Source organism: Bradyrhizobium tropiciagri (assembly GCF_018130505.1).
Taxonomy (GTDB): domain Bacteria; phylum Pseudomonadota; class Alphaproteobacteria; order Rhizobiales; family Xanthobacteraceae; genus Bradyrhizobium; species Bradyrhizobium tropiciagri_B.
In genome coordinates this window covers 457,404-482,647 of record NZ_JAFCKH010000003.1, presented here as the reverse complement: position 1 = coordinate 482,647, position 25,244 = coordinate 457,404, and the positions used below count along the sequence as shown (strand labels likewise).

Annotated in this window: 30 protein-coding genes, 1 tRNA gene and 1 pseudogene; 17 read left to right on the top strand and 15 right to left on the bottom strand. The window is 65.1% G+C overall.

Annotated elements, in window-relative coordinates:
• Positions 1-63: 63 nt before the first annotated feature.
• Positions 64-1,281: an ABC transporter substrate-binding protein gene (locus JQ633_RS09890; RefSeq protein ID WP_211984792.1), complete on the bottom strand. Its 1,218-nt coding sequence runs from the start codon at positions 1,279-1,281 to the stop codon at positions 64-66.
• A 244-nt stretch (positions 1,282-1,525) separates the two neighbouring features.
• Here JQ633_RS09890 and JQ633_RS09885 point away from each other — a divergent pair, with 244 nt between their 5' ends.
• Positions 1,526-2,503 carry a winged helix-turn-helix transcriptional regulator gene (locus JQ633_RS09885; protein WP_349631543.1) on the top strand — a complete coding sequence of 326 codons (978 nt, stop codon included), beginning with the start codon at positions 1,526-1,528 and terminating at the stop codon, positions 2,501-2,503.
• Between the two features lie 14 nt (positions 2,504-2,517).
• On the opposite strand, the gene JQ633_RS09880 is transcribed toward JQ633_RS09885, so the two are convergent.
• The 7 genes from JQ633_RS09880 to JQ633_RS09850 are packed head-to-tail and all read right to left on the bottom strand — an operon-like array spanning position 2,518 to position 10,124.
• The gene (locus JQ633_RS09880; RefSeq protein WP_211984790.1) at positions 2,518-4,062 is read right to left on the bottom strand and encodes a class I adenylate-forming enzyme family protein; all 1,545 of its coding nucleotides are present in this window, start codon (positions 4,060-4,062) and stop codon (positions 2,518-2,520) included.
• Positions 4,063-4,074: 12 nt separating this feature from the next.
• Positions 4,075-4,824, bottom strand: coding sequence for an SDR family NAD(P)-dependent oxidoreductase (locus JQ633_RS09875; RefSeq protein ID WP_211984789.1), 750 nt, complete (start codon positions 4,822-4,824; stop codon positions 4,075-4,077).
• On the bottom strand, positions 4,817-7,219 hold the full coding sequence (locus JQ633_RS09870) for a xanthine dehydrogenase family protein molybdopterin-binding subunit (RefSeq protein WP_211984788.1): 2,403 nt from the start codon (positions 7,217-7,219) through the stop codon (positions 4,817-4,819). The genes JQ633_RS09875 and JQ633_RS09870 overlap by 8 nt, the downstream gene beginning before the upstream one ends.
• On the bottom strand, positions 7,212-7,973 hold the full coding sequence (locus JQ633_RS09865; RefSeq protein WP_211984967.1) for an N-acyl homoserine lactonase family protein: 762 nt from the start codon (positions 7,971-7,973) through the stop codon (positions 7,212-7,214). Before JQ633_RS09865 ends, JQ633_RS09870 begins: the two co-directional genes overlap by 8 nt.
• Positions 7,970-8,449, bottom strand: a complete 480-nt coding sequence (locus JQ633_RS09860; RefSeq protein ID WP_349631541.1) for a (2Fe-2S)-binding protein — start codon at positions 8,447-8,449, stop codon at positions 7,970-7,972. Before JQ633_RS09860 ends, JQ633_RS09865 begins: the two co-directional genes overlap by 4 nt.
• A complete protein-coding gene (locus tag JQ633_RS09855; protein WP_211984787.1) occupies positions 8,446-9,315 on the bottom strand; it encodes an FAD binding domain-containing protein in 870 nt (289 codons plus the stop codon). The genes JQ633_RS09860 and JQ633_RS09855 overlap by 4 nt, the downstream gene beginning before the upstream one ends.
• A gap of 35 nt (positions 9,316-9,350) precedes the next feature.
• Positions 9,351-10,124: an enoyl-CoA hydratase-related protein gene (locus tag JQ633_RS09850; protein WP_211984786.1), complete on the bottom strand. Its 774-nt coding sequence runs from the start codon at positions 10,122-10,124 to the stop codon at positions 9,351-9,353.
• Between the two features lie 642 nt (positions 10,125-10,766).
• Between JQ633_RS09850 and JQ633_RS35170 the strand changes: the two are divergent.
• Positions 10,767-10,958, top strand: a pseudogene (locus tag JQ633_RS35170) (tyrosine-type recombinase/integrase); the annotation flags it as partial.
• A 180-nt stretch (positions 10,959-11,138) separates the two neighbouring features.
• On the opposite strand, the gene JQ633_RS09840 reads toward JQ633_RS35170, so the two are convergent.
• Positions 11,139-11,215: transfer RNA gene (locus JQ633_RS09840), tRNA-Pro, on the bottom strand.
• A 66-nt stretch (positions 11,216-11,281) separates the two neighbouring features.
• Here JQ633_RS09840 and JQ633_RS09835 point away from each other — a divergent pair.
• Genes JQ633_RS09835 through JQ633_RS09820 form a run of 4 tightly spaced genes read left to right on the top strand, consistent with a single transcriptional unit; the run spans position 11,282 to position 14,774 of the window.
• Entirely contained in the window at positions 11,282-12,271 is a 990-nt protein-coding gene (locus JQ633_RS09835; protein WP_211984785.1) for an L-threonylcarbamoyladenylate synthase, read from the top strand.
• 31 nt (positions 12,272-12,302) lie between these two features.
• Positions 12,303-13,730, top strand: a complete 1,428-nt coding sequence (locus JQ633_RS09830; protein WP_211984784.1) for an FAD-binding oxidoreductase — start codon at positions 12,303-12,305, stop codon at positions 13,728-13,730.
• Positions 13,731-13,738: 8 nt separating this feature from the next.
• A complete protein-coding gene (locus tag JQ633_RS09825) occupies positions 13,739-14,182 on the top strand; it encodes a GNAT family acetyltransferase (protein WP_211984783.1) in 444 nt (147 codons plus the stop codon).
• Positions 14,183-14,192: 10 nt separating this feature from the next.
• Positions 14,193-14,774 (top strand): GDP-mannose pyrophosphatase, encoded by a 582-nt coding sequence (locus tag JQ633_RS09820; protein WP_211984782.1) that lies wholly within the window; start codon positions 14,193-14,195, stop codon positions 14,772-14,774.
• Positions 14,775-14,834: 60 nt separating this feature from the next.
• On the opposite strand, the gene JQ633_RS09815 is transcribed toward JQ633_RS09820, so the two are convergent.
• Positions 14,835-15,275, bottom strand: coding sequence for a hypothetical protein (locus JQ633_RS09815; protein WP_211984781.1), 441 nt, complete (start codon positions 15,273-15,275; stop codon positions 14,835-14,837).
• Between the two features lie 233 nt (positions 15,276-15,508).
• Here JQ633_RS09815 and JQ633_RS09810 point away from each other — a divergent pair, with 233 nt between their 5' ends.
• Together JQ633_RS09810 and JQ633_RS09805 are read left to right on the top strand one after the other, a co-directional pair.
• Positions 15,509-15,763 (top strand): hypothetical protein, encoded by a 255-nt coding sequence (locus JQ633_RS09810; protein ID WP_211984780.1) that lies wholly within the window; start codon positions 15,509-15,511, stop codon positions 15,761-15,763.
• Positions 15,764-15,911: 148 nt separating this feature from the next.
• Positions 15,912-16,619 (top strand): glutathione S-transferase C-terminal domain-containing protein, encoded by a 708-nt coding sequence (locus JQ633_RS09805; protein WP_211984779.1) that lies wholly within the window; start codon positions 15,912-15,914, stop codon positions 16,617-16,619.
• Positions 16,620-16,652: 33 nt separating this feature from the next.
• On the opposite strand, the gene JQ633_RS09800 is transcribed toward JQ633_RS09805, so the two are convergent.
• A complete protein-coding gene (locus JQ633_RS09800; RefSeq protein ID WP_249159059.1) occupies positions 16,653-16,946 on the bottom strand; it encodes a hypothetical protein in 294 nt (97 codons plus the stop codon).
• A gap of 122 nt (positions 16,947-17,068) precedes the next feature.
• Here JQ633_RS09800 and JQ633_RS09795 point away from each other — a divergent pair, with 122 nt between their 5' ends.
• Both JQ633_RS09795 and JQ633_RS09790 read left to right on the top strand, forming a co-directional pair.
• A complete protein-coding gene (locus JQ633_RS09795) occupies positions 17,069-17,836 on the top strand; it encodes an SDR family NAD(P)-dependent oxidoreductase (RefSeq protein WP_211984778.1) in 768 nt (255 codons plus the stop codon).
• Positions 17,837-18,008: 172 nt separating this feature from the next.
• Positions 18,009-18,272, top strand: a complete 264-nt coding sequence (locus JQ633_RS09790) for a helix-turn-helix domain-containing protein (RefSeq protein WP_211984777.1) — start codon at positions 18,009-18,011, stop codon at positions 18,270-18,272.
• A 3-nt stretch (positions 18,273-18,275) separates the two neighbouring features.
• Here the strand turns inward: JQ633_RS09790 and JQ633_RS09785 are convergent, their stop codons facing one another.
• Positions 18,276-19,265, bottom strand: coding sequence for a hypothetical protein (locus JQ633_RS09785; RefSeq protein WP_211984776.1), 990 nt, complete (start codon positions 19,263-19,265; stop codon positions 18,276-18,278).
• Between the two features lie 114 nt (positions 19,266-19,379).
• On the opposite strand from JQ633_RS09785, the gene JQ633_RS09780 reads away from it, so the two are divergent.
• Positions 19,380-19,898, top strand: a complete 519-nt coding sequence (locus JQ633_RS09780; protein ID WP_211984775.1) for a collagen-like protein — start codon at positions 19,380-19,382, stop codon at positions 19,896-19,898.
• A gap of 12 nt (positions 19,899-19,910) precedes the next feature.
• Here the strand turns inward: JQ633_RS09780 and JQ633_RS09775 are convergent, their stop codons facing one another.
• The gene (locus tag JQ633_RS09775; RefSeq protein ID WP_211984774.1) at positions 19,911-20,210 is read right to left on the bottom strand and encodes a hypothetical protein; all 300 of its coding nucleotides are present in this window, start codon (positions 20,208-20,210) and stop codon (positions 19,911-19,913) included.
• A gap of 95 nt (positions 20,211-20,305) precedes the next feature.
• Complete coding sequence (locus JQ633_RS09770; RefSeq protein ID WP_211984773.1) at positions 20,306-20,572, bottom strand: DUF2277 domain-containing protein; 267 nt, start codon at positions 20,570-20,572, stop codon at positions 20,306-20,308.
• Positions 20,573-20,704: 132 nt separating this feature from the next.
• On the opposite strand from JQ633_RS09770, the gene JQ633_RS09765 reads away from it, so the two are divergent.
• On the top strand, positions 20,705-20,950 hold the full coding sequence (locus JQ633_RS09765) for a DUF2188 domain-containing protein (protein ID WP_211984772.1): 246 nt from the start codon (positions 20,705-20,707) through the stop codon (positions 20,948-20,950).
• 203 nt (positions 20,951-21,153) lie between these two features.
• Here the strand turns inward: JQ633_RS09765 and JQ633_RS09760 are convergent, their stop codons facing one another.
• Positions 21,154-21,843, bottom strand: coding sequence for an ArsR/SmtB family transcription factor (locus tag JQ633_RS09760; protein ID WP_211984771.1), 690 nt, complete (start codon positions 21,841-21,843; stop codon positions 21,154-21,156).
• A gap of 111 nt (positions 21,844-21,954) precedes the next feature.
• Between JQ633_RS09760 and JQ633_RS09755 the strand changes: the two genes are divergently transcribed.
• The 5 genes from JQ633_RS09755 to JQ633_RS09735 all read left to right on the top strand — a co-directional run bounded on the left by JQ633_RS09755 (position 21,955) and on the right by JQ633_RS09735 (position 25,213).
• Entirely contained in the window at positions 21,955-22,383 is a 429-nt protein-coding gene (locus JQ633_RS09755; protein ID WP_249159057.1) for a nuclear transport factor 2 family protein, read from the top strand.
• A gap of 106 nt (positions 22,384-22,489) precedes the next feature.
• Positions 22,490-23,545: an alpha/beta fold hydrolase gene (locus JQ633_RS09750; RefSeq protein WP_211984770.1), complete on the top strand. Its 1,056-nt coding sequence runs from the start codon at positions 22,490-22,492 to the stop codon at positions 23,543-23,545.
• Positions 23,546-23,564: 19 nt separating this feature from the next.
• A complete protein-coding gene (locus tag JQ633_RS09745) occupies positions 23,565-23,909 on the top strand; it encodes an MmcQ/YjbR family DNA-binding protein (protein WP_211984769.1) in 345 nt (114 codons plus the stop codon).
• A gap of 133 nt (positions 23,910-24,042) precedes the next feature.
• On the top strand, positions 24,043-24,648 hold the full coding sequence (locus JQ633_RS09740; protein ID WP_211984768.1) for a pyridoxamine 5'-phosphate oxidase family protein: 606 nt from the start codon (positions 24,043-24,045) through the stop codon (positions 24,646-24,648).
• Positions 24,649-24,790: 142 nt separating this feature from the next.
• Positions 24,791-25,213, top strand: coding sequence for a hypothetical protein (locus tag JQ633_RS09735; RefSeq protein ID WP_211984767.1), 423 nt, complete (start codon positions 24,791-24,793; stop codon positions 25,211-25,213).
• The last annotated feature ends 31 nt before the right edge of the window (positions 25,214-25,244 follow it).

Below are 25,244 nucleotides of genomic sequence, written 5' to 3'. Positions count from 1 at the left end.
CTCGATGCTCCATAGGCACGACCCGCGATGCGCGTGCATGCGGGCCTGCCATATCAGACCGCTTCAATCCTTCTTTACCAGCTTACAGGCGCTGTCCTTGAGCGGCCGGAACGCCTGATCGCCCGGAATCACTTCGCGGAGCTTGTAGAAGTCCCAATCGCTCTTTGATTCCGACGGCTTCTTCACTTCGTACACGTACATGTCGTGGACCATGCGCCCATCCTCACGGATCCTGCCATTCTTGGCGAAAAAGTCGTTGATAGGCAGTTCGCGCATCTTGCTCATGACCGCCTGCGCCTCGTCGGTGCCGGCGGCCTGGACCGCGTGCAGATAGTGCATGGTGGACGAGTAATCGCCGGCGTCGCCCATGTGCGGCATCCGCTTCATCTTTTCGAAGAAGCGCTTCGACCATGCCCGCGTCTCGTCGTCCCGATCCCAATAGAACGCGTTGGTGAGAACGAGGCCCTGGGCGGCCGAGAGGCCGAGACTCTTGACGTCGGTGATCCAGACCAGAAGGCCCGCGAGCGTCTGCCCGCCGTTCTGGATACCAAACTCCTGGGCTGACTTGATCGAATTGACCAGCACGTTGCCGGAGCCCGCAAGTCCGACAACCTGGGCCTTCGACGACTGGGCCTGCAGCAGGAAGGAAGACTGGTCGAACGACTCGGGAGGGTAACGGGTCGAGCCGAGCACCTCGCCTCCCAATGCTTTGACGATGGCGGACGTGTCAGCCTCCAGCGCGTGCCCGAACGCATAGTCCGCGGTCAGGAAGTACCATGTCTTCTTGCCTTGCTTGGCCAGCGCACTGCCGGTCCCGCGCGCCAGAGCGTAAGTGTCGTAGGCGTAATGCACGCTGTTCGGCGTGCACGCATCGTTAGTCAGACGAGATGACCCCGAGCCGTTGATGATGGCGATCCGGTTCTTTTCCTTCGCGAGGCCGGAGACGGTGAGCGCGATCGAGGAGTTGATCAAGTTGCCGATCATGTCGACGTGGTCGACGTCGAACCATTTGCGAGCCAGTGCGGATGCGGTGTCGGGCTTGTTCTGGTGATCGGCGACGACGACTTCGATCGGCTTGCCGAGAACCTTGCCGCCGAAATCATCGACCGCCATCTTGATCGCGGTAACCGAGCCGTCGCCGGACTCATGCGAAAACTGGCCGGACATGTCCGTCAACACGCCGATCTTCACGACGCCATCCGATATCCCCTGAGCATGAACGCTGCCGGCGATTATCAGAGCCGCCGACGCGAGCAGGACACTTCCGATTTTCAGCTTCATGTTCATTATCTCCCAGGCGTTTCCAATGCGGCCGATTCTGATTTTTATTACTAGCATAACTAGACTTTTGTTACATGCGTAACTAGACTGACATTTCCCGCCTGTCAATGGTGGCGATGTGTTACAGGTGCCCGACTTTTGAAGGCCGTCCGAGGACGGCCGTGTCTATGGACCGTCCGGAATGCCCGTCGCCGCCAAGCTCCAACGCGCGAAACCCTCGACTAGGCCGAGGCCGAAAACGGCTGTGAGCCGCGACAAGGCGGCGCGGACCGAGCGCAACTGCTCGGTCGCGCGCACTCTCGACATCGTCTCCGATGCCTGGGCTTTCCTGATCATCCGCGAGGCCTTCTTCGGCACACAGACGTTCGAGGCCTTCCGCTCGGCCCTCGGGATTCCGCGGGCGACGCTGACCGACAGATTGAGGAAGCTCACGCAGCTCGCGATATTCCGTCAGGTTGCGTCCGGGTCGTCGCAGCGCAAGGAATACCGTCTGACCAAGATGGGCTTCGATCTCTACCCGAGCTTCATCGCGCTGATGCAGTTCGGCGACCGCTGGCTCGCCGGCGGAAAGCCGCCGCCGCTGACGCTGATTCACACGCCGTGCGGCTGCGACAGCCATCCCCGCGTGACCTGCTCGTACTGCGGGGAGGCCGTCGGGGCCCGCGACGCCAAATACCGGGACGGTCCCGGCGCCGGTCGAAGCGCGGCCAAAGAGGGCCGCAACACGCGGCGTGCCTCCGACGGCAGCCGGTTCCTGACCGGCCGTCCAAGCTCGGTTTCCCGTGCGCTCGAGATCATTGGCGACAAGTGGAGCTTTATGGTCGTGCGCGAGGGCTTCTTCGGCAATCGGCGCTACGACAAGATCCTCAACGAACTCGCGATCGCGCCCAACATCCTGACGGATCGGCTCAACCGCCTGGTCGCCAGCGGCGTGTTCCGCCGCAGACAGTACCAGAGCTCTCCCGACCGACACGAATATCTCCTCACCGACATGGGTCTGGATCTCTACGGTCCGTTCATCGCAATGCTGCGATGGGGCGATCGCTGGCTGGCAAAGGGAAAGCCGCCGCTCATCCTCACGCATCTTGCGTGTGGCCACGACTTCGAGCCCTCGGTCGATTGCGACCGCTGCAAGCAGCCGATCGTGGCCGCCGACATGCGATATCGTCTCGCCTATGACCCGAGATCATTCGGGGCGCTGGGCCCACGCTCCGTCGACTGATCTGCCGGCGCGGCTCAAGCCAGCTTGCTGAGGGCTTCGACCAGCTTGAAGCGCATGATCTTGCCCGACCCTGTGCGTGGGATCTCGCAGACCAGATGCGTGGCCTCAGGGATCTTGTAGGCGGACAAATGCGCCCTGCAATGGTCCAGCAGCGCCGCGATGTCCAGCCCGTTCTGCTCCGACACGACGAAGAGACACGGCACCTCGCCGAGCGTCGCGTGCCTCATGCCGACCACCGCACAGTCCCTGACTTGCGGAAATTTGACGACGACCTCCTCAATCTCGGCCGGTGCAATGTTCTGGCCACCGCGGATGATCAATTCCTTGATGCGGCCGGTAATTGTCAGGTAGCCCGATGGATCCGATCTGGCGAGATCGCCGGTGTGGTACCAGCCCTTGCGCAGCGCCGATGCCGTCTCCGCGGGCTTGTTGTGATACCCGTGCATCAGGTTCGGTCCGCGGACGATCAGCTCGCCTTCCTCGCCGAACGGGACGTCCTCCAGTGACGACGGATCGACAATACGTACCGCGAGCCCAGGCACCGGAAGTCCACACGACCCCATCGGCCTGCCGCCATGCAGCCAGTTCATCGTCACCATCGTCGACGTCTCGGTGATGCCGTATCCGTCGAGGAGCCGCGTCTTGAAGCGATCCTCGAATGCCTTGTTCAGGGTCGCCGGCATGATGGCGCCCGCCGAGATGCAGAGGCGGACGGCCCCCAGGCGTTCGATTCCGGCTTCCTGCGCGCGGAGCAGAAGGTAGTGAAACATGGTGGGCACGCCGGGCATGACCGAATACTTGCCGGTTTGCAGCAGATCCAGCGCCTGCTGCGGCGAGAAGCGCTCCATGATGTGCTCGCTCGCGCCGACCGCGAGGATGCCGAGCACTGACAGGTTGAGACCGTAGGAATGGAACAGAGGAAGCGGCGATAACACGATATCCTTGTCCGTCAATTCGCCGATCGGGGCCCAGCAAGCCGCCGAGATCCACAGCATGCCACGTATCGACAGGAGCACGCCCTTCGCCCGGCCCGTGGTGCCCGAGGTATAGATAATGAACGAGGAACGATCGATGTCGTCGGGATCGGGCGCCGCCGCATCGCGCGCCTCGGCGAGGCTCGCCAGCGATGGCCCGCTCTCTTCTGCGCCAACGCCGGCGAAAACCACGGACGGCGCTATCTCCGCGTCTCGGCAGATCTTCCCGATGAGGTCGCGCTTCGCGGCCGCCGTGACGACAAGGGCGCAATCGGCGTCGGTCAGACGATAACTGATCTCGCCTTCGGCTGCGTCGAAGCTGATGGGGACGACGACGGCGCCGGCCCGCAGCGCGGCGAAGCAGGCCTCGATCCAGTCCACGCCGTTCGGCAGGTAGATCGCGAGCCTGTCCCCTTGCTTCAGACCGGCATTGGCCAGGTTCGCGGCGATCGACGCCGTGCGCTCGGCCAGCTGCGCATAGGTCACTGATCGGACCGCGTCCCAATACGCCACCTGCTCCGGGCGCTGTTTCGCGTGGCGATCGAGGAGCGTCGCGATCGGTGCGATCAGATCAACGTTCAGCATCGCCGCCTCCCATCAGACCATGGAATATCCGCCGTTCACGCTGATCACCTGGCCGGTGATCCATGCGCCGGCGTCGGACGCGAGCAAGGTGACCAGAGGAGCCACGTCGGACGGCAGGCCGAGCCGGCGGATCGCGTAGGCCTTGACCAGCTTGTCGCGGTTGGCGTCGACCCAGGTCTTGTCGTGGGCGGTCTCGATCAGGCCGAGCGAAATCGAGTTCGCGGTGACGCCCGAACGGCCCCACTCGCGCGCAAGCGACTTCATCAGGGCGATGGTGCCCGCACGCGCGGCCGCACCGAGCGCGAGGCCGGACTCACCGACCCTGGAGGAATCTCCCATGATGGAGATGATGCGCCCGTGGCCCGAGGCTTCGAGCAGCGGTCCTGCACTGTGTGAGCAGTTCAGCGCGCCGTAGAGACAGGTGTCGATCTGCTTCTTCCAGTCCTCGGGCGTGCTCTCACTGAACCTCTTGCGGAACACCAGGCCCGCATTGTTGACGAGGATGTCGAGGCCGCCGAAATCGCTCTTGATGTCAGCGACCATCTTCCTGACGACGTCCGCATCGGCAATATCGGCCTGATAGGCCTTCGCCTTGCCGCCCGTCTTTACAATCTCGGCGACGACACCCTCGGCCTCTGCTTTGGAGCTGTGATAGTTCACGGCGACCGATGCCCCACGCTCGGCGAGCATCCTCGAAATTGCGGCCCCGACGTCGCGGCCACCTCCCGTCACGAGCGCCACACGTCCCTTGAGATCAGTCATTTGATTTTTCCTTTGCTTTGAATTTGGCGTTCTGCATCAGCCTGAAGATGCGTTCCGGCGTCATCGGAAGGACCGAGACGTCGGCATCGAAGGGCGATAGCGCGTCGGCGATCGCGTTGGCGATCGCGGCCGGCGCTCCGATCGTGCCGCCCTCGCCCATGCCGCGGAAGCCGCCCGCGACTGCGGACTCGCTTTCGACGTGGACGACATCCATCAGCGGCACTTCGGGCGCGGACGGAATCACGTAGTCGACGAGGCTCGCGGTCAGAAGCTGGCCTTCCTCGTCGTAGATCAATTCCTCGAACAACGCCGCCCCGATGCCCTGCGCGACGCCGCCGTGCACCTGCCCGTCGACGATCATCGGGTTGATGATGCGGCCGCAATCCTCGGCAACGACGAACTTGTGGATCTTCACGAAGCACGTCGCCGGATCGACTTCGACCATGGCGATATGCGTCGCCGCCGCCGTCGTGCCGTTGATCGGATCGTAGGTGTAGGTTGCGGTTAGTTCCTCTCGCGCGTCGATCGGCAGCGTCTTCATGTCGGAATAAACCGCCTTGGCGATCTGCTTGAACGACACCGCGCGGTCGGTGCCGAGAACGGCCACCTTGCCCTCGGTTACCTCGAGGTCGTCCGCGTTGGCCTCAAGCAGGTGCGATGCGACCCGTTTGATCTTCTCCCGCAGGATCTTGGAGGCGTGCTTCGCGGCACCACCGCCGAGCACCGCGCTGCGACTCGCGTAAGTTCCAGTCGACATCGGGACCTCGTCGCTATCGCCCTGAATGACGCGAACATCCTCGAAACGCGCACCGAGATCGTCGGCGACGATCTGCGCCAATGTCGTCTCCAGCCCCTGGCCGTGGGAAGCGACGCCGAAAGCTGCGGTAATGGCCCCCGTCGAATCGATCGTGATCCTGGCGGTTTCGGAGCCGGTGTTGATCGGCATACCCGGCGCCACCGCGATGCGCGAGCCGATGCCGGTCAGCTCGGCATACGAGGCGATGCCGATTCCGAGAAGTCGTCCATGCCTGCGCGCCTCGGCCTGCTGCTTGCGAAGCTGCTCATAGCCTGCCGCTGCTGCGGCGGCTTCCAGGCATTCGATGAAACCGGTCTTGTCCCAGATGATGCCGGAAGCGATCCGGTAGGGAAATTCCTCGGCCCGGACCAGATTGCGTCGCCTGATCTCGAGCGGATCGATTCCGAGCGCCTTGGCGCCCATGTCCATCAGACGCTCGGCGACGAATGTCGAGATCGGCCGGCCGACGCCACGGTAGGGACCGGTCGGCGGCTTGCAGGTTGCGACGCCGCGCACCGCTCCGCGATAGGATCGTATCTTGTAGGGTCCGGGCAGAAAGCTGACGACCTGTACCGGCTCGAGTCCGCAGGTCCAGGGATAGATCGAGAAGGCGCCGACGTCGCCGATCACGTCCGCCTGCAGCGAGGTCGCCACTCCGTTCGCGTCGAACCCCATCTCGGCGTCGACGATCTCCGCGAAGGCCTGACTGCTGCTGCTGACGTCCTCGAGCCGGTCCGCGGTCCACTTGACCGATCGGCGCAGCTTGCGCGCGGCGATGCAGATCAGGAGTTCTTCCGGATAGAGCGAACCTTTCGAGCCGAAGCTGCCGCCGACGTCGGGCGCGACGACCCGCAAGCGGTGTCCCGGAAGGGAGAGTGATTCGGAGATTGCATCACGGACGATGCCTGGAATGTTCGACGACGTGTAGAGCGTGAGTGCGTCGCGTCGTTTCTCGTATTCGGCAGTGTAGCTGCGCGGCTCCATCGCGAGCGGCGCCTTGCGGGTCATTTCGAAGCGCCCACGGACCCTCACTGCTGCGACGCCCAGATCGGCCGCGACGTCGCCTTTGCTGAATTCGCGGGCGATCAGGACGTTGGTCCCGGCTTCCTCGTGCAGCAGGGGCGCACCATCGGCGACCGCCATCTCCGCGCGCGCGACTGGCCTCAGCGGCTCGTAGTCGATCTCGATCAGTTCGAGCGCGTCCTCGGCGAGATAGCGCGAGGTCGCGACGACGGCGGCGACGGCCTCCCCGACATAACGCACCTTCTCCGAGGCGAGCGGCAGGATGGGCGTCGCGTAATAGTTCGGCATCCGCGAGAACGGGATCACGGGCTTGAAGTCGCCGGCGATGTCCTCCGCGGTGAACACGGCCACGACGCCCGGCGCCTCCAGAGCGGCGGCGGTATCGATCCGCACGATCCTCGCGTGCGGCAGTCCGCTACGCAGGAAGGCGAGATGCAGCGGCCGGTCTGGCTTTCTGTCGGCCGTGTACTCGCCGCTGCCCGCCAGCAGGCGCGGATCCTCCGTGCGCTTGATCGGTGCACCAACGTTCTTCGGCCGCAAGACCTCGGATGGGCTTGCGCGATGGTCGCTATTCATAGCCGTCGCCGCCCTTGCGCAAACTCTGCCACTGCCCATCGTCGTGTCCGCAGATGACGGTAGCGCCCGCCTTCTCGATCCGGCGGATCTCCTCGTACGTCTTCAATTGCTGTTCGACGTTCCACGTGTTGCGGGGAGCGGCGTCTGCGTCGAGGTTCTGGCGCAGGCTGACGGCGTCGGACGCGAGCAGGAACTGCCCATCCCGATCCAGGCTGACGAGTGCACCCATGGTCCCTGGGGTATGGCCCGGCAGAGGCACCAGCACGACGCTGGAGTCGCCGAACAGGTCCTTCTCGCCGTCGACCTGCTCGATCGGCTGTCCGCAATCCCAATCGGCCTTCAGATAGCCCGCCGTATCGGCGCCTGACGCATTCGCCGCTTCGATCTCCTTGGCATGGGCGAAGATTGTCGCCTTGCGGAAGAACTGGTTGCAGCCGCAATGGTCCGGATGGAAATGCGAATTCACAACGATGTCGATGTCGTCCGGCCCGAGCCCCGTGCATGCCAGGCTCGGCAGCAAAGTCTCGTCCGCGCTCATCATCGGCTTCATGACCCTGGCGAGAGGGCCCCAGCGGCCTTCGGCGTCGTCGACCACCGATGGATGGCAGCCGGTATCGAACAGCACATTGCCTTGCTTGTGCCGGATCAGCGCACTGCTGACCGGGAGATCGATCGTCTCGCTGCGATCGGCGGCGGGTAGGTAGATGCTCTTCTTCATCCGGAGACGACCGGCAGCGAGGAAGTTCAGCTTCATTCTTCTTTCTCCCTGCGCATCGCAGCGGCGCTGCGGATCGCGGCGACGATGTTCTGGTAGCCCGTGCAGCGGCAAAGGTTCCCGGAGAGCCCCTCCCGGATTTGATCGTCGGTCGCGAGCGGATATTTCCGAAGCATGTCCTCGCCGGTCATCAGCATGCCGGGCGTACAGAAGCCGCACTGAAGTCCGTGATGCTCGCGGAACTGGGACTGCAGGACGTTGAGTTCTTCGGGCGACCCGAGACCCTCGACGGTGACGATTGCGGTGCCGTCGGCCTGGACGGCCAGCATCAGGCAGGAACGCACGCTGTCTCCGTTTACAAGCACCGTGCAGGCACCGCAGACGCCGTGCTCGCACCCGACATGGGTGCCTGTGAGGCCGAGCCGGTCGCGCAGGAAGTCCGAAAGCAACATGCGCGGCTCGACGTCCGAGACGTCGTACCTGGCTTCATTGACGGTGACGGAAACGTCGCTCACGCTGCCCGCTCCGCCTGAGCGAGGGCCGTCCGCAATGCGCGTTTGGACAATTCCCCCAAGAGATGCCCCCGGTACTCCCCCGAGGCATGCAGGTCATCGTTGGGCGACACCTGCGCGACGACGATCTCCGAAAAGCGCTCCGGAATTTCGTCGTCGAGGGCCAGCGCAACGAGCTCCGCTTCCGCGGCCTTGAGGCGCAGCGGAGTGTCAGCCACGCCCATCACCGCGATGCGCGCGTCCTCAAGGCGGGAGGGTCCGCGCCGCACGGAAACGGCGATGCTCGCCAGCGCGAAATCGCCGAAACGACGCGCGACCTCCTCGAACGCCCAACCGTCATGGTCGAGGATCGGAAACTCGATCTCCACGACGATCTCGTGCGGCTCCAGACAGTTCGTCAGAGCGTCGACGAAAAATTCCTGCGCCGCAATCACCCGGTGCCCGTTCGGTCCCTGAACGGAGATCCTCGCATCGTAGAACGCTGCCAGCATCGGCAGCTCCGCGGCGGGATCCGCATGGGCCAGACCACCGCCGATGGTCCCGCGGTTGCGGATGGCCAGATGCGCCACGTGGCGCATCGCCGCCGACATCACCGGCAGCCTGGAAGCCACGAGCGGCGAATGTTCGAGGTCGCGATGGCGCGTCAGCGCGCCGATTGCGATCCGGTCGCCCCGGTCTTCGATGTAGGAGAGACCCTCGATACCGTTGAGGTCGACCAGAACCGAAGGGCGCGTCATCCTGAAGTTCAGGAGCGGCAGCAGGCTCTGACCACCGGCCAGCACTTTTCCTTCACCGTTCGAGGCGACCAGTGCCTCGATGGCGGCTTCCACCGTTGCCGGCGAGGCGTAGTCAAAGCTGGCAGGCTTCATCGACCCTCTCCAACACTCGTTTCCTTTCCGTCCGACTACTCGCCACGAAAACGCGGCGGCCTCTTCTCGACAAAGGCCCTGCGGCCTTCTCTGAAGTCTTCGCTATCGGAAGCCTCGTCGATGAGCCGCTGTGCCATGGCCAGATCGAGCACTCCCGATCCCATCGAAAGGCCGTTCAGCATGTATTTGGCGCCGCCGATCGAGAGCGGCGCGTTGGTCGCGAGGTGTCGCAGGAACTTGTCGGCAGCCGCGGCAACGTTGTCGTGAACCTCGTCGATCAGCCCCATCGAAACCGCCTGCTCCACCCCGTAGCGATCCGCTGAAAAGAGTATCCGCTTGGCGTTCGAGAGGCCGGTGAGCGCCAACAGGCGCTGCACGCTGTTGACGCCGTAGACGATCGAGAGTCTGGCCGCCGGAATGCCGATCCTGGCGGAGCGGTCGCCGAAGCGGAAGTCGCACGCGAGCGCGAGATGGCAGCCGCCTCCGAGGCAGTATCCGGAAATGGCTGCGACCACGGGCTTGCTCAGCGCGGCGATTGCGCTCGAACAGGCATCGACCGCAACTTCGTAGGCGGCGGCCTGGTGACGGTCTTCCCTTATCCTCTCGAATTCGGAGATGTCGGCGCCGACGGAGAAGTCGTTGCCGGTCCCGATGAGCACGACGCCCCGGACATCCCGGTCAGCCGCGAAGCCCGAGAATATGCCGGCCAGTTCGTTCCACATCGCAAGTGTCACCGCATTCCGCACTGACGGACGGTTCAGGGAGACCCGCGCGATGCCGTCGTGCCGCTCGATACAGATTTCCTCCAATGCAAGACGCTCCCTGGGCGCACAGCCGATTGAATTCGGAATTTTCGGCGCTCGAACCTGCGCCGACCTGTTACTTGCATAAGTAGACTAATTTGATCAGTCGCGTCAAGCCGCGAAAATCATGCGACTGTGGCGCCAAGGTAAGTCGATGACTTCTATCGAATAGCTCAAGTGCGCCGGACGTCGTCCTCGCGCGCCCAGCATGCGGTTATCCGTGGCGCCTTTCTGCTCGGTCTCGAAGGAGAGTTCCTGAAGAGATCCGAATTCCAGTCCGCCTCAAGCGCTCTCGCGTGCAAGGCAATCGCGACTCGCTTCTTCGAGGTCCGCGATGACAAGACTTTGGTGGTCTTCGACTGAGCTTCGGTGGCCGACGTCGCGCCTGAAACATCACGGCGGGACTTACGTTGGGGAGGCAAGAAGCTCTCAGCTGTCAACGTGCAGACTTGCGCGGCTTATGCCAAACATCGCGGCGTCTGCACCGGCACGAGGCGGGCGCGATTGCGACGGCATCACCGCTTACCGAGGTTGGCCGCTCGTACGTCGACCTCGAACGTGCTATCTTCTACCGGAAGCCGATCGGGAAGCTGGCCACCAAGAAGTGGCAGACGCCAGCTCCCCCTTCCGCCGCGACCGCTCGCGCATATGCGTCGCTGGAAGGAACGGAACCTGATCAGCAGCTGCTTCGTCGAATTCAATGGCAAGCCGGTCGCTTCGGTGAAGAAAGGCTTCAAATCAGCCGTGAACCTGGCCGAACTCCCCGGGAAGATCACCCCGCACACGTTGCGCCAAACGGCCGCAACCTGGCTGATGCAACGCGGCGTGCCGATTTGGCAGGCGGCCGGGTTCCTCGGCATGTCGCCGGAGATTCTTCAGAATATCTATCGCCACCACCATCCCGACTATTTGCAGGGGGCGGCGGCGGCAATCAGCCAAAAAGGGCGCTATGTTTCGGTGGTTGAATCGGTGGTTGACACGGGAACAGCCACCGAAGAGAAGAAAAAGCCTAGGGAAATTTGGTCGGAGTGGCAGGATTCGAACCTGCGACCCCTGCGTCCCGAACGCAGTGCTCTACCGGGCTGAGCCACACTCCGACTGAGAGCCGGGCTTATAGCGTCGGGTTTCGGGGACTGCAAGGCACCCTTGAGGATTTAGTCACCGTGGATACAGCTCTGAAAACGCACGTTTTGCCCGCCGGCGCCGCCGCCACCGCCACCGCGGCAGGAGTTTTGGCCGACGGGGGCCTGGTGGCGTTTCCGACCGAGACGGTTTACGGCCTCGGCGCCGATGCCGGAAATGCCGGCGCGATCGCCCGCCTTTACGAGGCCAAGGGCCGGCCGGCCTTCAATCCGCTGATCGCCCATGTCGCAGACCTCGCCGCCGCGCGGCGGATCGCGCTGTTCGACGGCCAGGCGCTGCGGCTGGCCGAGGCGTTCTGGCCGGGACCGCTGACTTTGGTGCTGCCGAAAGCGCTCTCCTGCCCGGTGGCGGAACTGGCTACCGCCGGGCTCGATACGGTCGCGATTCGCGTTCCCGCCCACAAGGTGGCGCGCGACATCATCAAGACCTTCGGCGGCGCGGTGGTGGCGCCCTCGGCCAATCTCTCCGGCCATGTCTCGCCGACCACGGCCGAGCATGTGAACGGCGACCTCGCCGGCCGCATCGACCTGATCATCGACGGCGGCCCGGTCGAGGTCGGCGTCGAATCGACCATCATCGGCTGCTTCTCCGATCCGGTGCTGCTGCGGCCGGGCGGGCTGACCCGCGAGGAGATCGAGCGCGTGCTCGGCCACCCGCTGCAGTCGCCGCCTCAGGACGCCGAGGCCGACGGCCAGCCGATCGCGCCCGGCATGCTCGCCTCGCATTACGCGCCGCGCACGCCGGTCCGGCTCAATGCCAGCGACGTCCATGTCGGCGAGGCGCTGCTGGCGTTCGGACCCGGCAAGATATCGCGCAGCGAATGCGCCTCCGTGGTGATGAACCTGTCGGAGACCGGCGATCTCGCCGAGGCGGCCGCCAATCTGTTCGGTTACCTTCGTACGCTCGACAAGCGACAGACCGATACTATCGCCGTCATGCCCATTCCCGAGGACGGGTTGGGCGAAGCGATCAACGACCGGCTGCGCCGTGCCGCGGTCGGACGGAGCTAGATTTCTGCGTGAGTGAAAGACCAAGAACGAGATGAACATCGTCCAGCCTGCCGTGCCGCCGCTTTCGCCTGAACTGATCGAAAAATTCCGCGCCATCGTCGGCGCCAGATATGCGGTGACCGACGCCGCCGACATCAAGCCTTACGTCACCGAGGAGCGCGACCTGTTCCACGGTCGCTCGCCGCTGGTGCTGCGCCCCGGTTCGACCGCCGAGGTCGCCGCGATCTGCAAGCTGGCCAGCGAGCATCGCATCGCGCTGGTGCCGCAGGGCGGCAACACCGGCCTCGTCGGCGGCCAGACGCCGCACAATGGCGAAGTGGTGGTGTCGCTGCGCCGGATGGACAAGATCCGCGACATCGACGTCGAGTCCAACACCATGACCTGCGAGGCCGGCGTGGTGCTGCAGATCGCGCAGCAGAAGGCGGCCGAGGTCGACCGCCTGTTCCCGCTGTCGCTCGGCGCCGAAGGCAGCTGCACGATCGGCGGCAACCTGTCGACCAATGCCGGCGGCACCGCGGCGCTCGCCTATGGCGTCGCGCGCGAGATGGCGCTCGGGCTCGAGGTGGTGCTGGCCGACGGGCGGGTGCTGAACGCGCTGTCGAAGCTGAAGAAGGACAACACCGGCTACGATCTGCGCAACCTCTTCATCGGCGCCGAGGGCACGCTCGGCATCATCACTGCGGCGACGCTGAAGCTGTTTCCGCGGCCGCGCGCGGTCGAGACCGCCTATGTCGGCCTGCAATCGCCGGCCGCAGCGCTGAAGCTGCTGTCGATCTCGCGCAACGAGGCGGCGGGCGCGCTGACCAGCTTCGAGCTGCTCGCCGACATCGCGGTCGACTTCTCGATCCGCCACGGCATCGACATCCGCGATCCCCTGACCACCAAGTATCCCTGGTATGTGCTGATGGAGCTGTCGTCGTCGCGCGACGACGCCCGCGACACGCTCGAGGCGATCCTCGCCAGGGGCATGGAGGACGGCATCGTCGACGACGCCGTGATCGCGGCCAATCTGACCCAGCGCCAGGCGTTCTGGAAGCTGCGCGACGAGATGTCGGCGGCGCAGAAGCCGGAAGGCGGCTCGATCAAGCACGACATCTCGGTGCCGGTCGCCGCCGTGCCGGCTTTCATCGAGGAAGCCAACGCGGCCGTGGTGAAGCTGATCCCGGGCTCGCGGCCGGTGCCGTTCGGCCATCTCGGTGACGGCAACATCCACTACAACGTCTCTCAGCCGGTCGGCGCCAATGCCGCCGACTTCCTGGCGCGATGGCACGACGTCAACGCCGTGGTGTTCGAGATCGTGCTGCGGATGGGCGGCTCGATCTCGGCCGAGCACGGCATCGGCGTGCTGAAGCGCGACGAACTGCCCGACGTCAAGGACAAGGTCGCGATCGAGCTGATGCGGCAGGTCAAGGCGATGCTCGATCCGCACGGCATCATGAACCCGGGCAAGGTGCTGTGACGGCCGAGGTGACGACATCCGCTCTTGCCATTGCTCCGATCACCGACGGCGACGTCGCCGACGCCATTGCGCTGTGGCAGCGTTGCGGCCTCACCCGGCCGTGGAACGATCCCGCCGCCGATATCGCCCTCGCCCGTCGCGGACCGGGCTCAGCCGTGCTGGTCGGCCGCGACAACGGCAGGATCGTCGCGACCGCGATGGTCGGCCATGACGGCCATCGCGGCTGGGTCTATTACGTCGCGGTCGATCCCGACAGGCAGGGCAAGGGCCTTGGCCGCAGCATCATGTCCGCGGCCGAGGACTGGCTGCGCGCCGCCGGTGTGCCGAAGCTGCAGCTCTTGGTCAGGCGCGAGAACACCAGGGCCGGCGCGTTCTACCAGTCGCTCGGCTTTGAAGAATCGACGTCGGTGATGTTCGCCAAATGGCTCGACGGCCGCGAAGCGACGCCGTGAGGAGTTACGCATGAGCATCGCCGACCGCGTCCGCATCAAGGATGTCCAGACGCTCGCCAAGGGCCGCTACGAGCTGAAGCGCGCGACGTTCGACTACCAGCGTGCCAACGGCGAATGGCAGACCCAGCACCGCGACGTCTTCGAGCGCGGCAGCGGCGCTGCGCTGCTGCCCTACAACCTCGTCGGCCGCACCGTGGTGCTGGTGCGCCAGTTCCGCTTTCCCGCCTTCGCCAACGGCTATGACGACCTCCTGATCGAGGTCGCCGCCGGCATGCTCGACGATGCCGAGCCGGAAGCGCGGATTCGCGCCGAGGCCGAGGAAGAGATCGGCTACCGGCTGACACACGTGCAGAAAGTGTTCGAGGCCTTCACCAGCCCGGGCGCGGTGACCGAGAAAATTCACTGCTTCGTCGCCGAGTACGACGCCGCGATGCGCATCGGTGACGGTGGCGGGCTCGCCGACGAGGGCGAGGACATCGAGGTGCTGGAGCTCGGCATCGACGAGGCGCTCGCGATGATCGCCGACGGCCGCATCGTCGACGCCAAGACCATCATGCTGCTGCAATACGCAGCGCTGCATCTGTTCCGCTGAGCGCACTTACTTGAGCATGCTCTTTTCGGAAAACCGCTTCGCACTTTTCCGGAGCATGCTCTACCGCATCGTGATCGCAAGACCGCTCAGGTCGGCATTGGCCATCAAGCCGACCTGGTGACCGGTCAGCTCGAGCACCGCGCCCTTCTGGTTGGTCAGCACGATGGCGCGCGCGCCGCGGCCGATCGCAAGCCCCGCACCGGCCGCGCCGTAGACGCCGGCGACATCGCTCGGGCGGTTGATGTTGCTGACGCGGCCGCGCAGCACGGTCTTGGAGCCGCCGAACACGAGGCCGTAATCGAGCCCGCCGGTGGAGAGCGCATAGCGGCGGCCACGGAAGGTCAGCACGCCGCCGCCGCCGGAGCCGCCGATGATCCAGCCCGCCTTGTAGATCGTCAGCGTGACGAAGCCGGAGTCGGCGCGCGCCGCGGAAGCGAAGGCGAGGCCTGCGAAAGCGGTCAGCGCAACCAGCGCGGCACGAAGGGCGGATGAAAGTCTCATGGGCGGTCTCCCCGGGAATTGCTCATGTGGCGACGCATACGAATCGCCGCTCTTTGAGCTTAGCTAGCATGTTCGATGGCGCAATTCGGGACGTTCACGGCGAAATCCGCCGCGCCATCCGCGTTGAACCTGTTCGCGGGATTGCAATACTCACTGCATGTCCGGGGCGATCGGCCCCTGAGCTCCGACATTGCCCTGCGGAGCGTACACTTTTTCACACTGGAGATTTCCCCATGCGCCGCCTCTCGATCGCCTGTGCCGCCGTTGCCGTCACTGTGTCTGCGCTCGCCGCGGCGAGCCCGGCCAGCGCCTCGCCCTATCACCTGATCCGCTGGCAGGACACCGGCTTCTGCCAGATCTGGGATCAGAGCATCCCGACCACGCCGTGGCCGGCGAACTTCGCCGTGGTCAGCGTCGAGCTACCGACCTTCGATGCCGCCTTCGCGCTCAAGACCGGCATGCTCAACAGCGGCACCTGCACGTTCTGAGCCGCGTTCGAATTGGTGGGCAACGGCGCGTCGGCGCCGTGCCCACCCTTCGCGTTTCGAAGGCGCGATGGCGGGCGCACTGGCGCTTTTCCCCGACGACGTTATCCTGCCGTGAAGCTCACTCGTCAAACCTTCGGGACGGTGCGACATGCTCACGCTCTACTCCTACCCGCCGCTGTTCGGCGTCGCCGACAACAACGGCTACGGCTTGAAGGTGTTTGCCTTCCTGAAGCTCGCCGGCGTGCCGTTTCACCACGAGCACATTTTCGACGCCTCGAAGGCGCCGCGCGCCCAGCTGCCCTATATCGTCGGCGGCGCTGACACGATCGGCGACAGCGAGACCATCCTCGCCTGGCTCACCAAAAAATATCAGCTCACGATCGATGCCGCGCTGACGGCGCAACAGCGGACCCAGAACCTGTTGATCACGCGGATGCTCGACGACCTCTATTGGGTGATGTCGTATTCGCGCTGGCAGGACGAGCGCTACTGGCACTTTTTCCGCGACGCGCTGAAGCGCGAGCATCCGGCGGTGACCGACGAGATCCTCGTCAAGGCGAAGGAGTTCAATGCCCAGCGCTACTACTACCAGGGCATCGGCCGCTTCGATCCCGACGCGGCGATGGCGCGCGGCCTTGCCGATCTCGCCGCGATCGCGGCGCTGATCCCGCAGCAGGGCTATGTGCACGGCGCCACGCCGACCGCCATCGATGCCGGCATCTACGGCTTCATCGCCAACATCTATTTCTACGATATCGAGACGCCGCTGAAGCAGTTCGTGGTCGCCCACGACAACATCGTGCGGCATTGCCGCGCCATCCATGCCGCGGTGAGCGCTGCGCAAGGTGGCGGTTGAGCGGCAGGCCGAGCAGTTGCCGGTCTTCCCGCGTCAGCACCTTCGCAGCAAGCCGCGACGGCCGAACCGCGGCGCGGCGAGCATGTGCAGCGCATCGCTGACGAGACCGAGCCGGCGCAGCGCCATCGCCCTGGTGCGGCGGTCGGCGGATTTTGCCGCCGCCTGGCGCAGGATCGGCAGCACCTGTGCGGCTGCTTGCCGCAGCGTCTCGTCGACATCGCCAGCGGCGATCTCGGCGACCATCCGGGCCATCTCGTTATAGTCAGGATCGTGCGCCGCGCCGAAGCGCTCGATCGCGAGTTTCCATTGTCTGACCTGCGGGTCCATATCTTGAACCTCTGTTATCCAAATCTGGATGACAGCAACGCGCAAACGCGGCTTGGCGTTTCGGTTGGCGCAGTTTTGAATAGTGTTGTCGACAACGCTGCAAAATCAAACGAGGAAACGCCATGCCCCTTCTCGACAATCACACCGCCGTCATCACCGGTGCGGGCTCCGGCATCGGGCGCGCCATCGCGATCGGCTATGCACGCGAGGGGGCGCGCACCGTGCTGCTCGACCAGAACGCCGACGCCGCTGCATCGGCGGCACAGGACATCCTCAACGCCGGCGGCAAGGCGGAAAGCTTTGCGCTCGACGTCACCGATCGCGACGCCTGCATCGCGATGGCGAAACAGGTGGCGGACAAGATCGGCGAGGTCTCGATCCTGGTCAACAATGCCGGCATCGCGCGCCGCAACGGCATGCTCGGCGCGGACGAGGCCGTGATCAAGGATTGGGAGGACATCATCTCGATCAACCTCACCGGCGTCTTCAACGTGACGCATGCGTTCCTCGCAGCGCTGCGCAAGAACAAGGGACGCATCGTCAATATCGGCTCGATCCAGTCCTTCGTGCATCTGCGCACGCCGAGTTCGCCGGCCTACACCGCCTCCAAGCACGGCGTGCTCGGCTTCACCAAGGCGCTCGCCGCCGAGCTCGGCAAGGACGGCGTGCGCGTCAATGCGATCGGCCCCGGTTTCATCGAGACGCCGCTGAACGAGAAGGTGCGCGCCACCAATCCCGATCTGGTGAAGGTGTTCATGGACCACACCCCGCTCGGTCGCGCCGGCAAGGCGGAGGACATCGTAGGCCCTGCGATCTTCCTCGCCTCCGACATGTCGGCCTATGTGTCGGGCTCGATCGTCATGGTCGACGGCGGCTACCGGACACTGTGACGCCGGCAACGCAATCGTGGCGATTTCGGGGTATTTTCGTTGCGAAGCAAACAGTTAGACGCGCGTTAAGGACCTGTTAACCAAACTGGCCGACCGTGGAAACACGGGCTTTGGGGTAGTTGGGTACTCGATCCGCTTCATCGACGAGGCGGGCGTTGGTCGGGAGATTATCATGTCCTATGCGTTCACCCTGGCTTCGCGAGAAGCGGCGCAGCCGTCGCTTTCTCCAAATGAAATCGTACCATTGCTGATCGGCGCGACCGTCGATGAAGTCGAGCGCGAGCTCGTGCTGCAAACGCTGGCGCGCTGCGACGGCAACCGCACCCGCGCTGCGCGCGTGCTCGGCCTGTCGGTCCGCACCCTGCGCAACAAGATCCGCGAATACTCCGCCGACGGCATCGACGTGCCGGCGTATTGCGAGAACGCGGCCGGCTGAGGTTCAGATCGCGAGGTCGATCGCGAGACGCCGCCAACGCTGTAACAGCAAGCTGTCCGCCGCAGCGAGACAGGGTGCGAGGGCTATCTCGGCCGCCGCCCCCTGTCGCAGCGTCTGCGCGACCAGCGACGTCGCATAGTGCCAATAGTCGCGCCGGCTTTGCGGAGCCTCGGCGACCAGCGACTTTGCGAGGATCTCGACATAGATCGCCTCGACCGTCGTCTGCCAGAGCTCGCCTGAACTGACCGACGCGGGCGGTGCGCTCGTTCGCGCCTGCCACATCAGCCAGTAATCCTCCTCCGCGCCGGCCCAGTCCGCCTGCGGCAGCGATGGATCGAGACAGGGCGAGCGGCAGCACAGCGGCCGCTTCGTGCGCGCATCGCAGAACACGGAATGGCCGAGCGCGTCATACCAGCGCACCCGCAGCAATCTGCGGATCGCGGCCTGCTCTTCGGCCGCGAGCTGCCGCCTGCCCGTGTGTTCGAGATCGGTGATGACCGCCTCGGCCTGATCGCGATCGAACGGCTCGACCTCGAGCGCCACGCCGATATTGCCGGGAAACAGCGCATCGAGCATGCCGGCCATCTCGCGATAGAACGCCCGCGCCAGACCGCCGCCGCGCCACGCCGTCGCTACGCCGACATAGTTGCAGAAGACCAGTCGGCTGGCGTGGTCGTAGGTGAAGAAGCCGAGCCCGATCGCGCGCTGCGCGGCGCGCAGGATGAAGCAGCGCGAGTCGAGACAGTATGAGATCTCGCGGCCGTCGAGCGTGAACTGCTCCCGCCGCCCGACATCCTCCGACAGCACCCAGCGCACGATATCGTCGGCACTGTCGCGCTCGTTCGCGGGAAACAGCTGCTGGTAGAGATCGAGGACGCCGGTGGCGCGAAAGGCCGCTTCGTCGCGCAGATCGTCACGCGTCACCACGATATCGAGCGTCTGCGTCCCCTCGCCGCCCGCAGCATCGCCGCGCATGTCCGTCAGCAACCGCAACGCAATCTCCCTCGCCTCCGGCCGATTATGACTGTTGATCGCGCGGGCCGGCAGAATTGAAGCCGCCGTCAAACCTCTGTTACAAGCGGCTTCGCATTTCGACGGAGCATATCAGTGGCTGACGACACAACTTCGCGCGGGGGCCAACGGGGCCCGCAAGGGCCGCAGGGCCGCCAGGGCGAGCCGGGCCGTCCGGGTCCGCAGGGACACCCGGGGCGGCCGGGGCCGGAAGGCGCGCGCGGCAAGCCGGGCCCGGTGGGCAAGGCCGGGCCGGTCGGCAAGGCCGGGCCGCAGGGCAAGCCGGGCAAGGCCGGCCCCGAGGGAGCGCGCGGCGAGAAGGGTCCGCAAGGGCCGCAGGGACCGGCAGGTCCGCGCGGCGAAGCCGGCCCGCCCGGCCAGTTGCCGTCGATCGACCAGGTGATGCCGTGGCTGCACATGATCTTCGACGCTTATGAGGACTACAAGCGCACGAGGGAGCGCGAAGCTGCCGAACAGGCCGAGCGCGACGCGATCGAACGCGCCGCCGCCGAGGCGATCGCCCTTGACGTCGATGCCGACGGCTTCGACGAGGATGACGATGAAGACGGCGATCGCAAGAAAAAGAAGAAGCACCGCAAGAAGGACAAGAAGTAGCCCTTCGCGTCCTCAGCTTCGCCGGCACTTATCGCCCAGCCGGGCCGATCGATCATCATCGCGCTCGACCTTGTTCGATGCCCACCGCTCCGCGGCGGGATTGCGCGGGAGGGGGTATGGCGGATCGACATTGATGATGTGCTGGAACACCCAGCGCATCGCATAGTACCAGGCGATGCCGGCGAATACCCCGCAGACCGACAGGATGATGACGTCGGTCTTGTCGACTGTGCCACTCGACCACAGCATGCCGCCGGTCCACAGAACGGCGAACGCGATCGAACCGAGGATGAGCAGGACGGCAGACTTCATGGCATCGCTCCGGCGCCGGGGGTGAAGGGCGATCATGGCCCGCCTTGACGCCGCGCTACCGTGAGCTACGTCACGGAACGCCGCCGCACCACGCCTCAGCCGAACCGCAGCCGCGAACGCTCCTTGGCCTTTTCCGCCTCGACCTCACGGTCGCGCGTCGGCGCCGTGGTGTGCAACGAGGTCAGCAGCCGCCGCGCCGCCTCGGAGACCTCGGTCACGGCAAGGTTGAAGGCGGCCTCATTGGCCTGCGACGGCTTGTTGAAGCCGGACAGCTTGCGCACGAATTGCAGCGCCGAGGCGTGGATCTCGTCCTCGGTGGCAGGCGGCTCGAAGTTGAACAGCGTCTTGATGTTGCGGCACATAATGGTCTCCCTCCGTCCCCGGCTGACGGGGCGGCGTTCCGGATCAGGCTCCTAGGACGATCGGCTGCTGCAAAATACGACATCGTGGGCTAATCTGGCAGCCCCATGGTCCACGGCGGAGCGAGGTTCCCGATGAGCCACGTGACCTACAAGGTCGTCCAGCACGACGGCGGCTGGGCCTATACCGTCAACGGGGTGTTTTCGGAGCCGTTTCCCACCCATGCGGCGGCGCTTGCCGCGGCGCGGCGCGCCGCAAACGAACAGCGCGTGCCGGGCCGTACCGAGGCGATCCAGTACGAGACGTCGGACGGCAAGTGGCTGACCGAGACCGCCGACGGCAATGACCGGCCTGAGACCGAGGTCGAGGACGGCCGCTAGAAGCGATGACCTTATTTCCACCTCGCCCCGCTTGCGGGGAGAGGTCGGAACGCATCGCAGATGCGTTCCGGGTGAGGGGGAGTCTCCGCAAATTCAGTCGTCACCGTCTTTGCGGAAACAGCCCCTCACCCCAACCCTCTCCCCGTAAGAACGGGGCGAGGGAGCGCAGTGCCGCCGCTGCGTCACTGCGCAGCCGTCCCGGCTCAGAACGGAACCTGTACGCCGAGCCGATCGAAGAATGCCCGCCCTTTGTCGGTGATCCGCAGCGCACGCGGGATGCGATGCGGCGCAACGCAACGAGTCGCGAGCAGCCGCGCAAGAACGGCGTTGGCAAACGGGCCCGCGAGATGCGGCACGCGCTCGGTCCAGTCGTTGCAGAGCCGACAATGCGGTTGCCGCGCCGCATCGAAATCGATCGCTTCGGCGCGGCACCAGGCCAGCCCCTGCCCGGTCACCTGACCGCTGCGGCCGTCGATCGCGACGAACCGGCGGCGGATCAGCGCATTCGAGAGCAGCACGCCGAGCTGGCCCGCCAGATGGTGATAGCAGGTGCGCGACTGCCTGAGCTGCTCGGCCGGCAGCGCGCGCTTGCGATTGGCCGTGCTCTTGGCCGCGAGATCGACCAGGGTCTCGATCAGCGCGGCGACGTCGTCGTCCCTGATCCGGTAATATCTGAACCGCCCCTGCGCCCAGACCGACAACACGCGCGCATCCACCAGCTTCTGCAGATGCGCGCTCGCGCTCTGCGGCGAGATGCCGGCCACCGAGGCAAGCTCGCCGGCGGGCAACGCCTTGCCGTCGGCCAAGGCGCTCACCATCGCCTCGCGCGCCGGATCGCCCAGCGCCTCGGCAATCCGCGAAAAGCCTGTCTGCACCGATCGGGCTGACTCCATGTCAGCGTCCTCCACATCGACCGTAACCTCGTATCCGCATTCGTCACGCCGCGAAACTCATTTCAGCTTTTCCTGAAACAACACGGCCTCGTCTTCGGCTGGAATCCGGGCATGTCCAACCGCACAGAAGGAACCACCATGACAGCCAGCAACAACGACGCGGAACGCATCTACAGGCTCTGGGACGAAGCGCTCGGCCACAAGGACCTCGAGGCGGCGCTGGCGCTGTATGCGCCCGATGCCTCGATCGAGAGCCCGCTGGTGCAGCATCTGATGCAGACGCGTGAGGGCATCGTCCGCGGCACGGACGCGCTGCGGACGTTCATCACGCGCGTGTTCCAGACCAACCCGCCGCAGCGCCGGCGCTTCAAGCAGGGCTTCTTCAGCGACGGCCGGATCCTGACCTGGGAATATCCGCGGCAGTCGCCGGACGGCGACCAGATGGACCTCGTCGAGATCATGGAGATCGAAGACGGCCTGATCCATCGCCACCGGGTCTATTGGGGATGGTATGCGCTGAATGTGCTGAAAGAGAGCTAGACAATTCTTTGCTGGCCGCACGGTACACCTCTAGGACAGCGGCGCCATCATGCTAGGCTTGCATCCAAGCGGCTGGACAAAGGCGCCGCGCCCGGGGAGAAGCAGCATGATCCGTTGGTGTGCGGCGCTGGTGGCCGCTCTCGTCTCGATGTCGGTACAGGTGATGGCTGCAGATTACCCCGCGCCCAAGGATGGCGAGTGGATTGCGAAGGACTTCAAGTTCCACAGCGGCGAAGTGATGCCGGAGTTGCGGCTGCATTACACCACGATCGGCGCGCCGACCGGCCAGCCGGTCCTGGTGCTGCACGGCTCCGGCGGCTCGGCTGCCGCGCTGCTGACGCCGACCTTTGCCGGTGAGCTGTTCGGCCCCGGCCAGCCGCTCGACGCCAGCAAATATTTCATCATCATCCCCGACAGCCTCGGGCACGGCAAATCCTCCAAGCCGTCGGATGCGATGCGGACCAGCTTTCCGAAATACGACTACAACGACATGGTCGATGCGCAGTACCGGCTCGTCACCGAAGGCCTCAACGTCAAGCACCTGCGGCTCGTGATCGGCAATTCGATGGGCGGCATGCACACCTGGATCTGGGGCGTGCGCTATCCGCATGCAATGGACGTGCTGGTGCCGATGGCCTCGCAGCCGACCGCGATGGCGGCGCGCAACTGGATGCTGCGGCGGATGATGCTGGAGACGATCCGGAGCGATCCCGACTACAAGGACGGCAATTACACGAGCCCGCCGCGGATGATGAAATACGCCATCGCCGCCTATCGCTTCGCCAGCGCCGGCGGCACGCTCGGCTACCAGACGCTGGCGCCGACAGCGCCGCAAGCCGACAAGCTGGTCAACGAGCAGCTCGCGCTGCCGGTCACCGCAGATGCCAACGACTATGTCTATCAGTGGGAGGCCTCGCACGATTACGATCCGTCGGCCGGAATGGAGAAGATCGAGGCCACGCTGCTTGCGATCAACGCCGCCGATGACGAGCGCAATCCGCCGGAGACCGGCGTGACCGAAGCCGCGGTGAAGCGGATCAAGCACGGCAGCATCTATCTGATCCCGGCCAGCAGCGAGACGCGCGGCCATCTCACCACCGGCAACGCCAAATTCTACGCCAGGCAATTGCAGGAGCTGCTGCAGACCGCACCGCAGATGTAGCGACGATCGGAGCCGGCCGATGTCGCAAGCCCGCTTCCGCAAGATCGCGCTGAGCCTGCCCGAGGCGGTCGAGGGCGCGCATATGGGCCGCGCCGATTTCCGCTTGGGAAAACGCATCTTCGCAACGCTCGGCTATCCCGATGATGCCTGGGGCATGGTGAAGCTGACACCGGAGCAGCAGGCGATGGTGGTCGCGGCGGAGCCGGAGATCTTCCGGCCCGTGCCGGGCGGCTGGGGCAAGTCCGGCAGCACCAATGTCCGGCTGGCGAAGGCCGACCCGACGACGCTGCGCAGCGCACTGAAGATGGCGTGGGGCAATATCGCGGCGAAGCCGGCAAGGCCGGCGCGGAAGACATCGTCCTGAGCGCGGTGCGCGTCTCGCACTGCGCCGTCATCATCAGCTGCTTCGTTTCCGCCGGGTGCAGTCTAGATGACATCGAAATGACGGTCGCCGCCCATGGTGCTAGTGTCAGGCGCAACAGCACCGGAGATCCGCCGTGACCGATCTTGCCGCCTCCGACCTCGCCACGATCTATCCGCAGCCGACCGCGCGCGTGATCGCGAAGGCACGCCCGGAGATCGATGTGCATGCGCGAAAATTCATCGAGATGTCGCCGTTCTGCGTGCTGGCGACCTCGGCCTCCGACGGCAGCGTCGATGCCTCACCGCGCGGCGGCACACCGGGCTTCGTCAGCGTCGCCGGGCCGAACGAGCTCCTGATGCCGGACCGCTCCGGCAACAACCGCATCGACAGCTTCCGCAACATCGTCGAGGGCTCCGGTTTCGTGCAACTGATCTTCTTCGTGCCCGGCATCGATGAGACGCTGCGCGTCGGCGGCAGGGGCCGCCTGTCGGCCGATCCGGACTTGCTCGCCGCGATGATCGAGTTCGGCAAACCGCCGCGCGCGGTGCTGCGCATCGAGGTCAAGGAAGCCTATTTCCACTGCGGCAAGGCGCTGATGCGCTCGAAGCTGTGGGCGGCGGATACGCGCGTCGAACGCCAGGTCTTTCCGAGCATCAGCGAGGTGATCCACGACCAGACCACGCTCGGCGAGCCGGAGAGCCAGGAGGCGGTCTACGAGCGCTACAAGACCCAGTTGTGACGCGACATGAAGCCGCCTCCCGCGGTTTTGAAGCGCAACGGTCTGTTAACCTTAATTCTTAACCATTAATTAACTATGAGTTTGCGGGGGCCGCCTTGCGCGGCCTAGCGTCCGCACAATGCGTAATCGAGTGGTGCGTGCCATGGCGTATCGAACCTTTGGGGCGCTTGCGGCGTCCATCGGCGTTGCAGCGCTGATGTTTTCCTCTGCGACCGAGACCTTCGCGCGATCCGGCGGAGTGGCTGCAGCGCCGCGCGGCGGCGCCTTTGCCGGTCCGCATCCGGCATTCCGCCACCATGGCGGCCGGGTGCCGGGCGGCTTCTTCCCGGGCGGATTCTACGGCGGTTCGTATTATCCCGGCGAGCCGGTCGCGCAGGCCGCGCCGGCGATCCCGAACGACATCCGCTACACCTACACCTATGACGTTCCCTGGGACTGGGCACACCGCTTTCCGCCGAACGTCGTGCCGTCGGATCGCCCCTACGTGTCGAGCTGCCCGACCGAGAGCGTGGTCGTTCCGGGCCGCGGCGGCGACCGCACCGTCAACATCACCCGCTGCTACTGACGATCTGACCAGGTGCATCTGAAATCGAAAA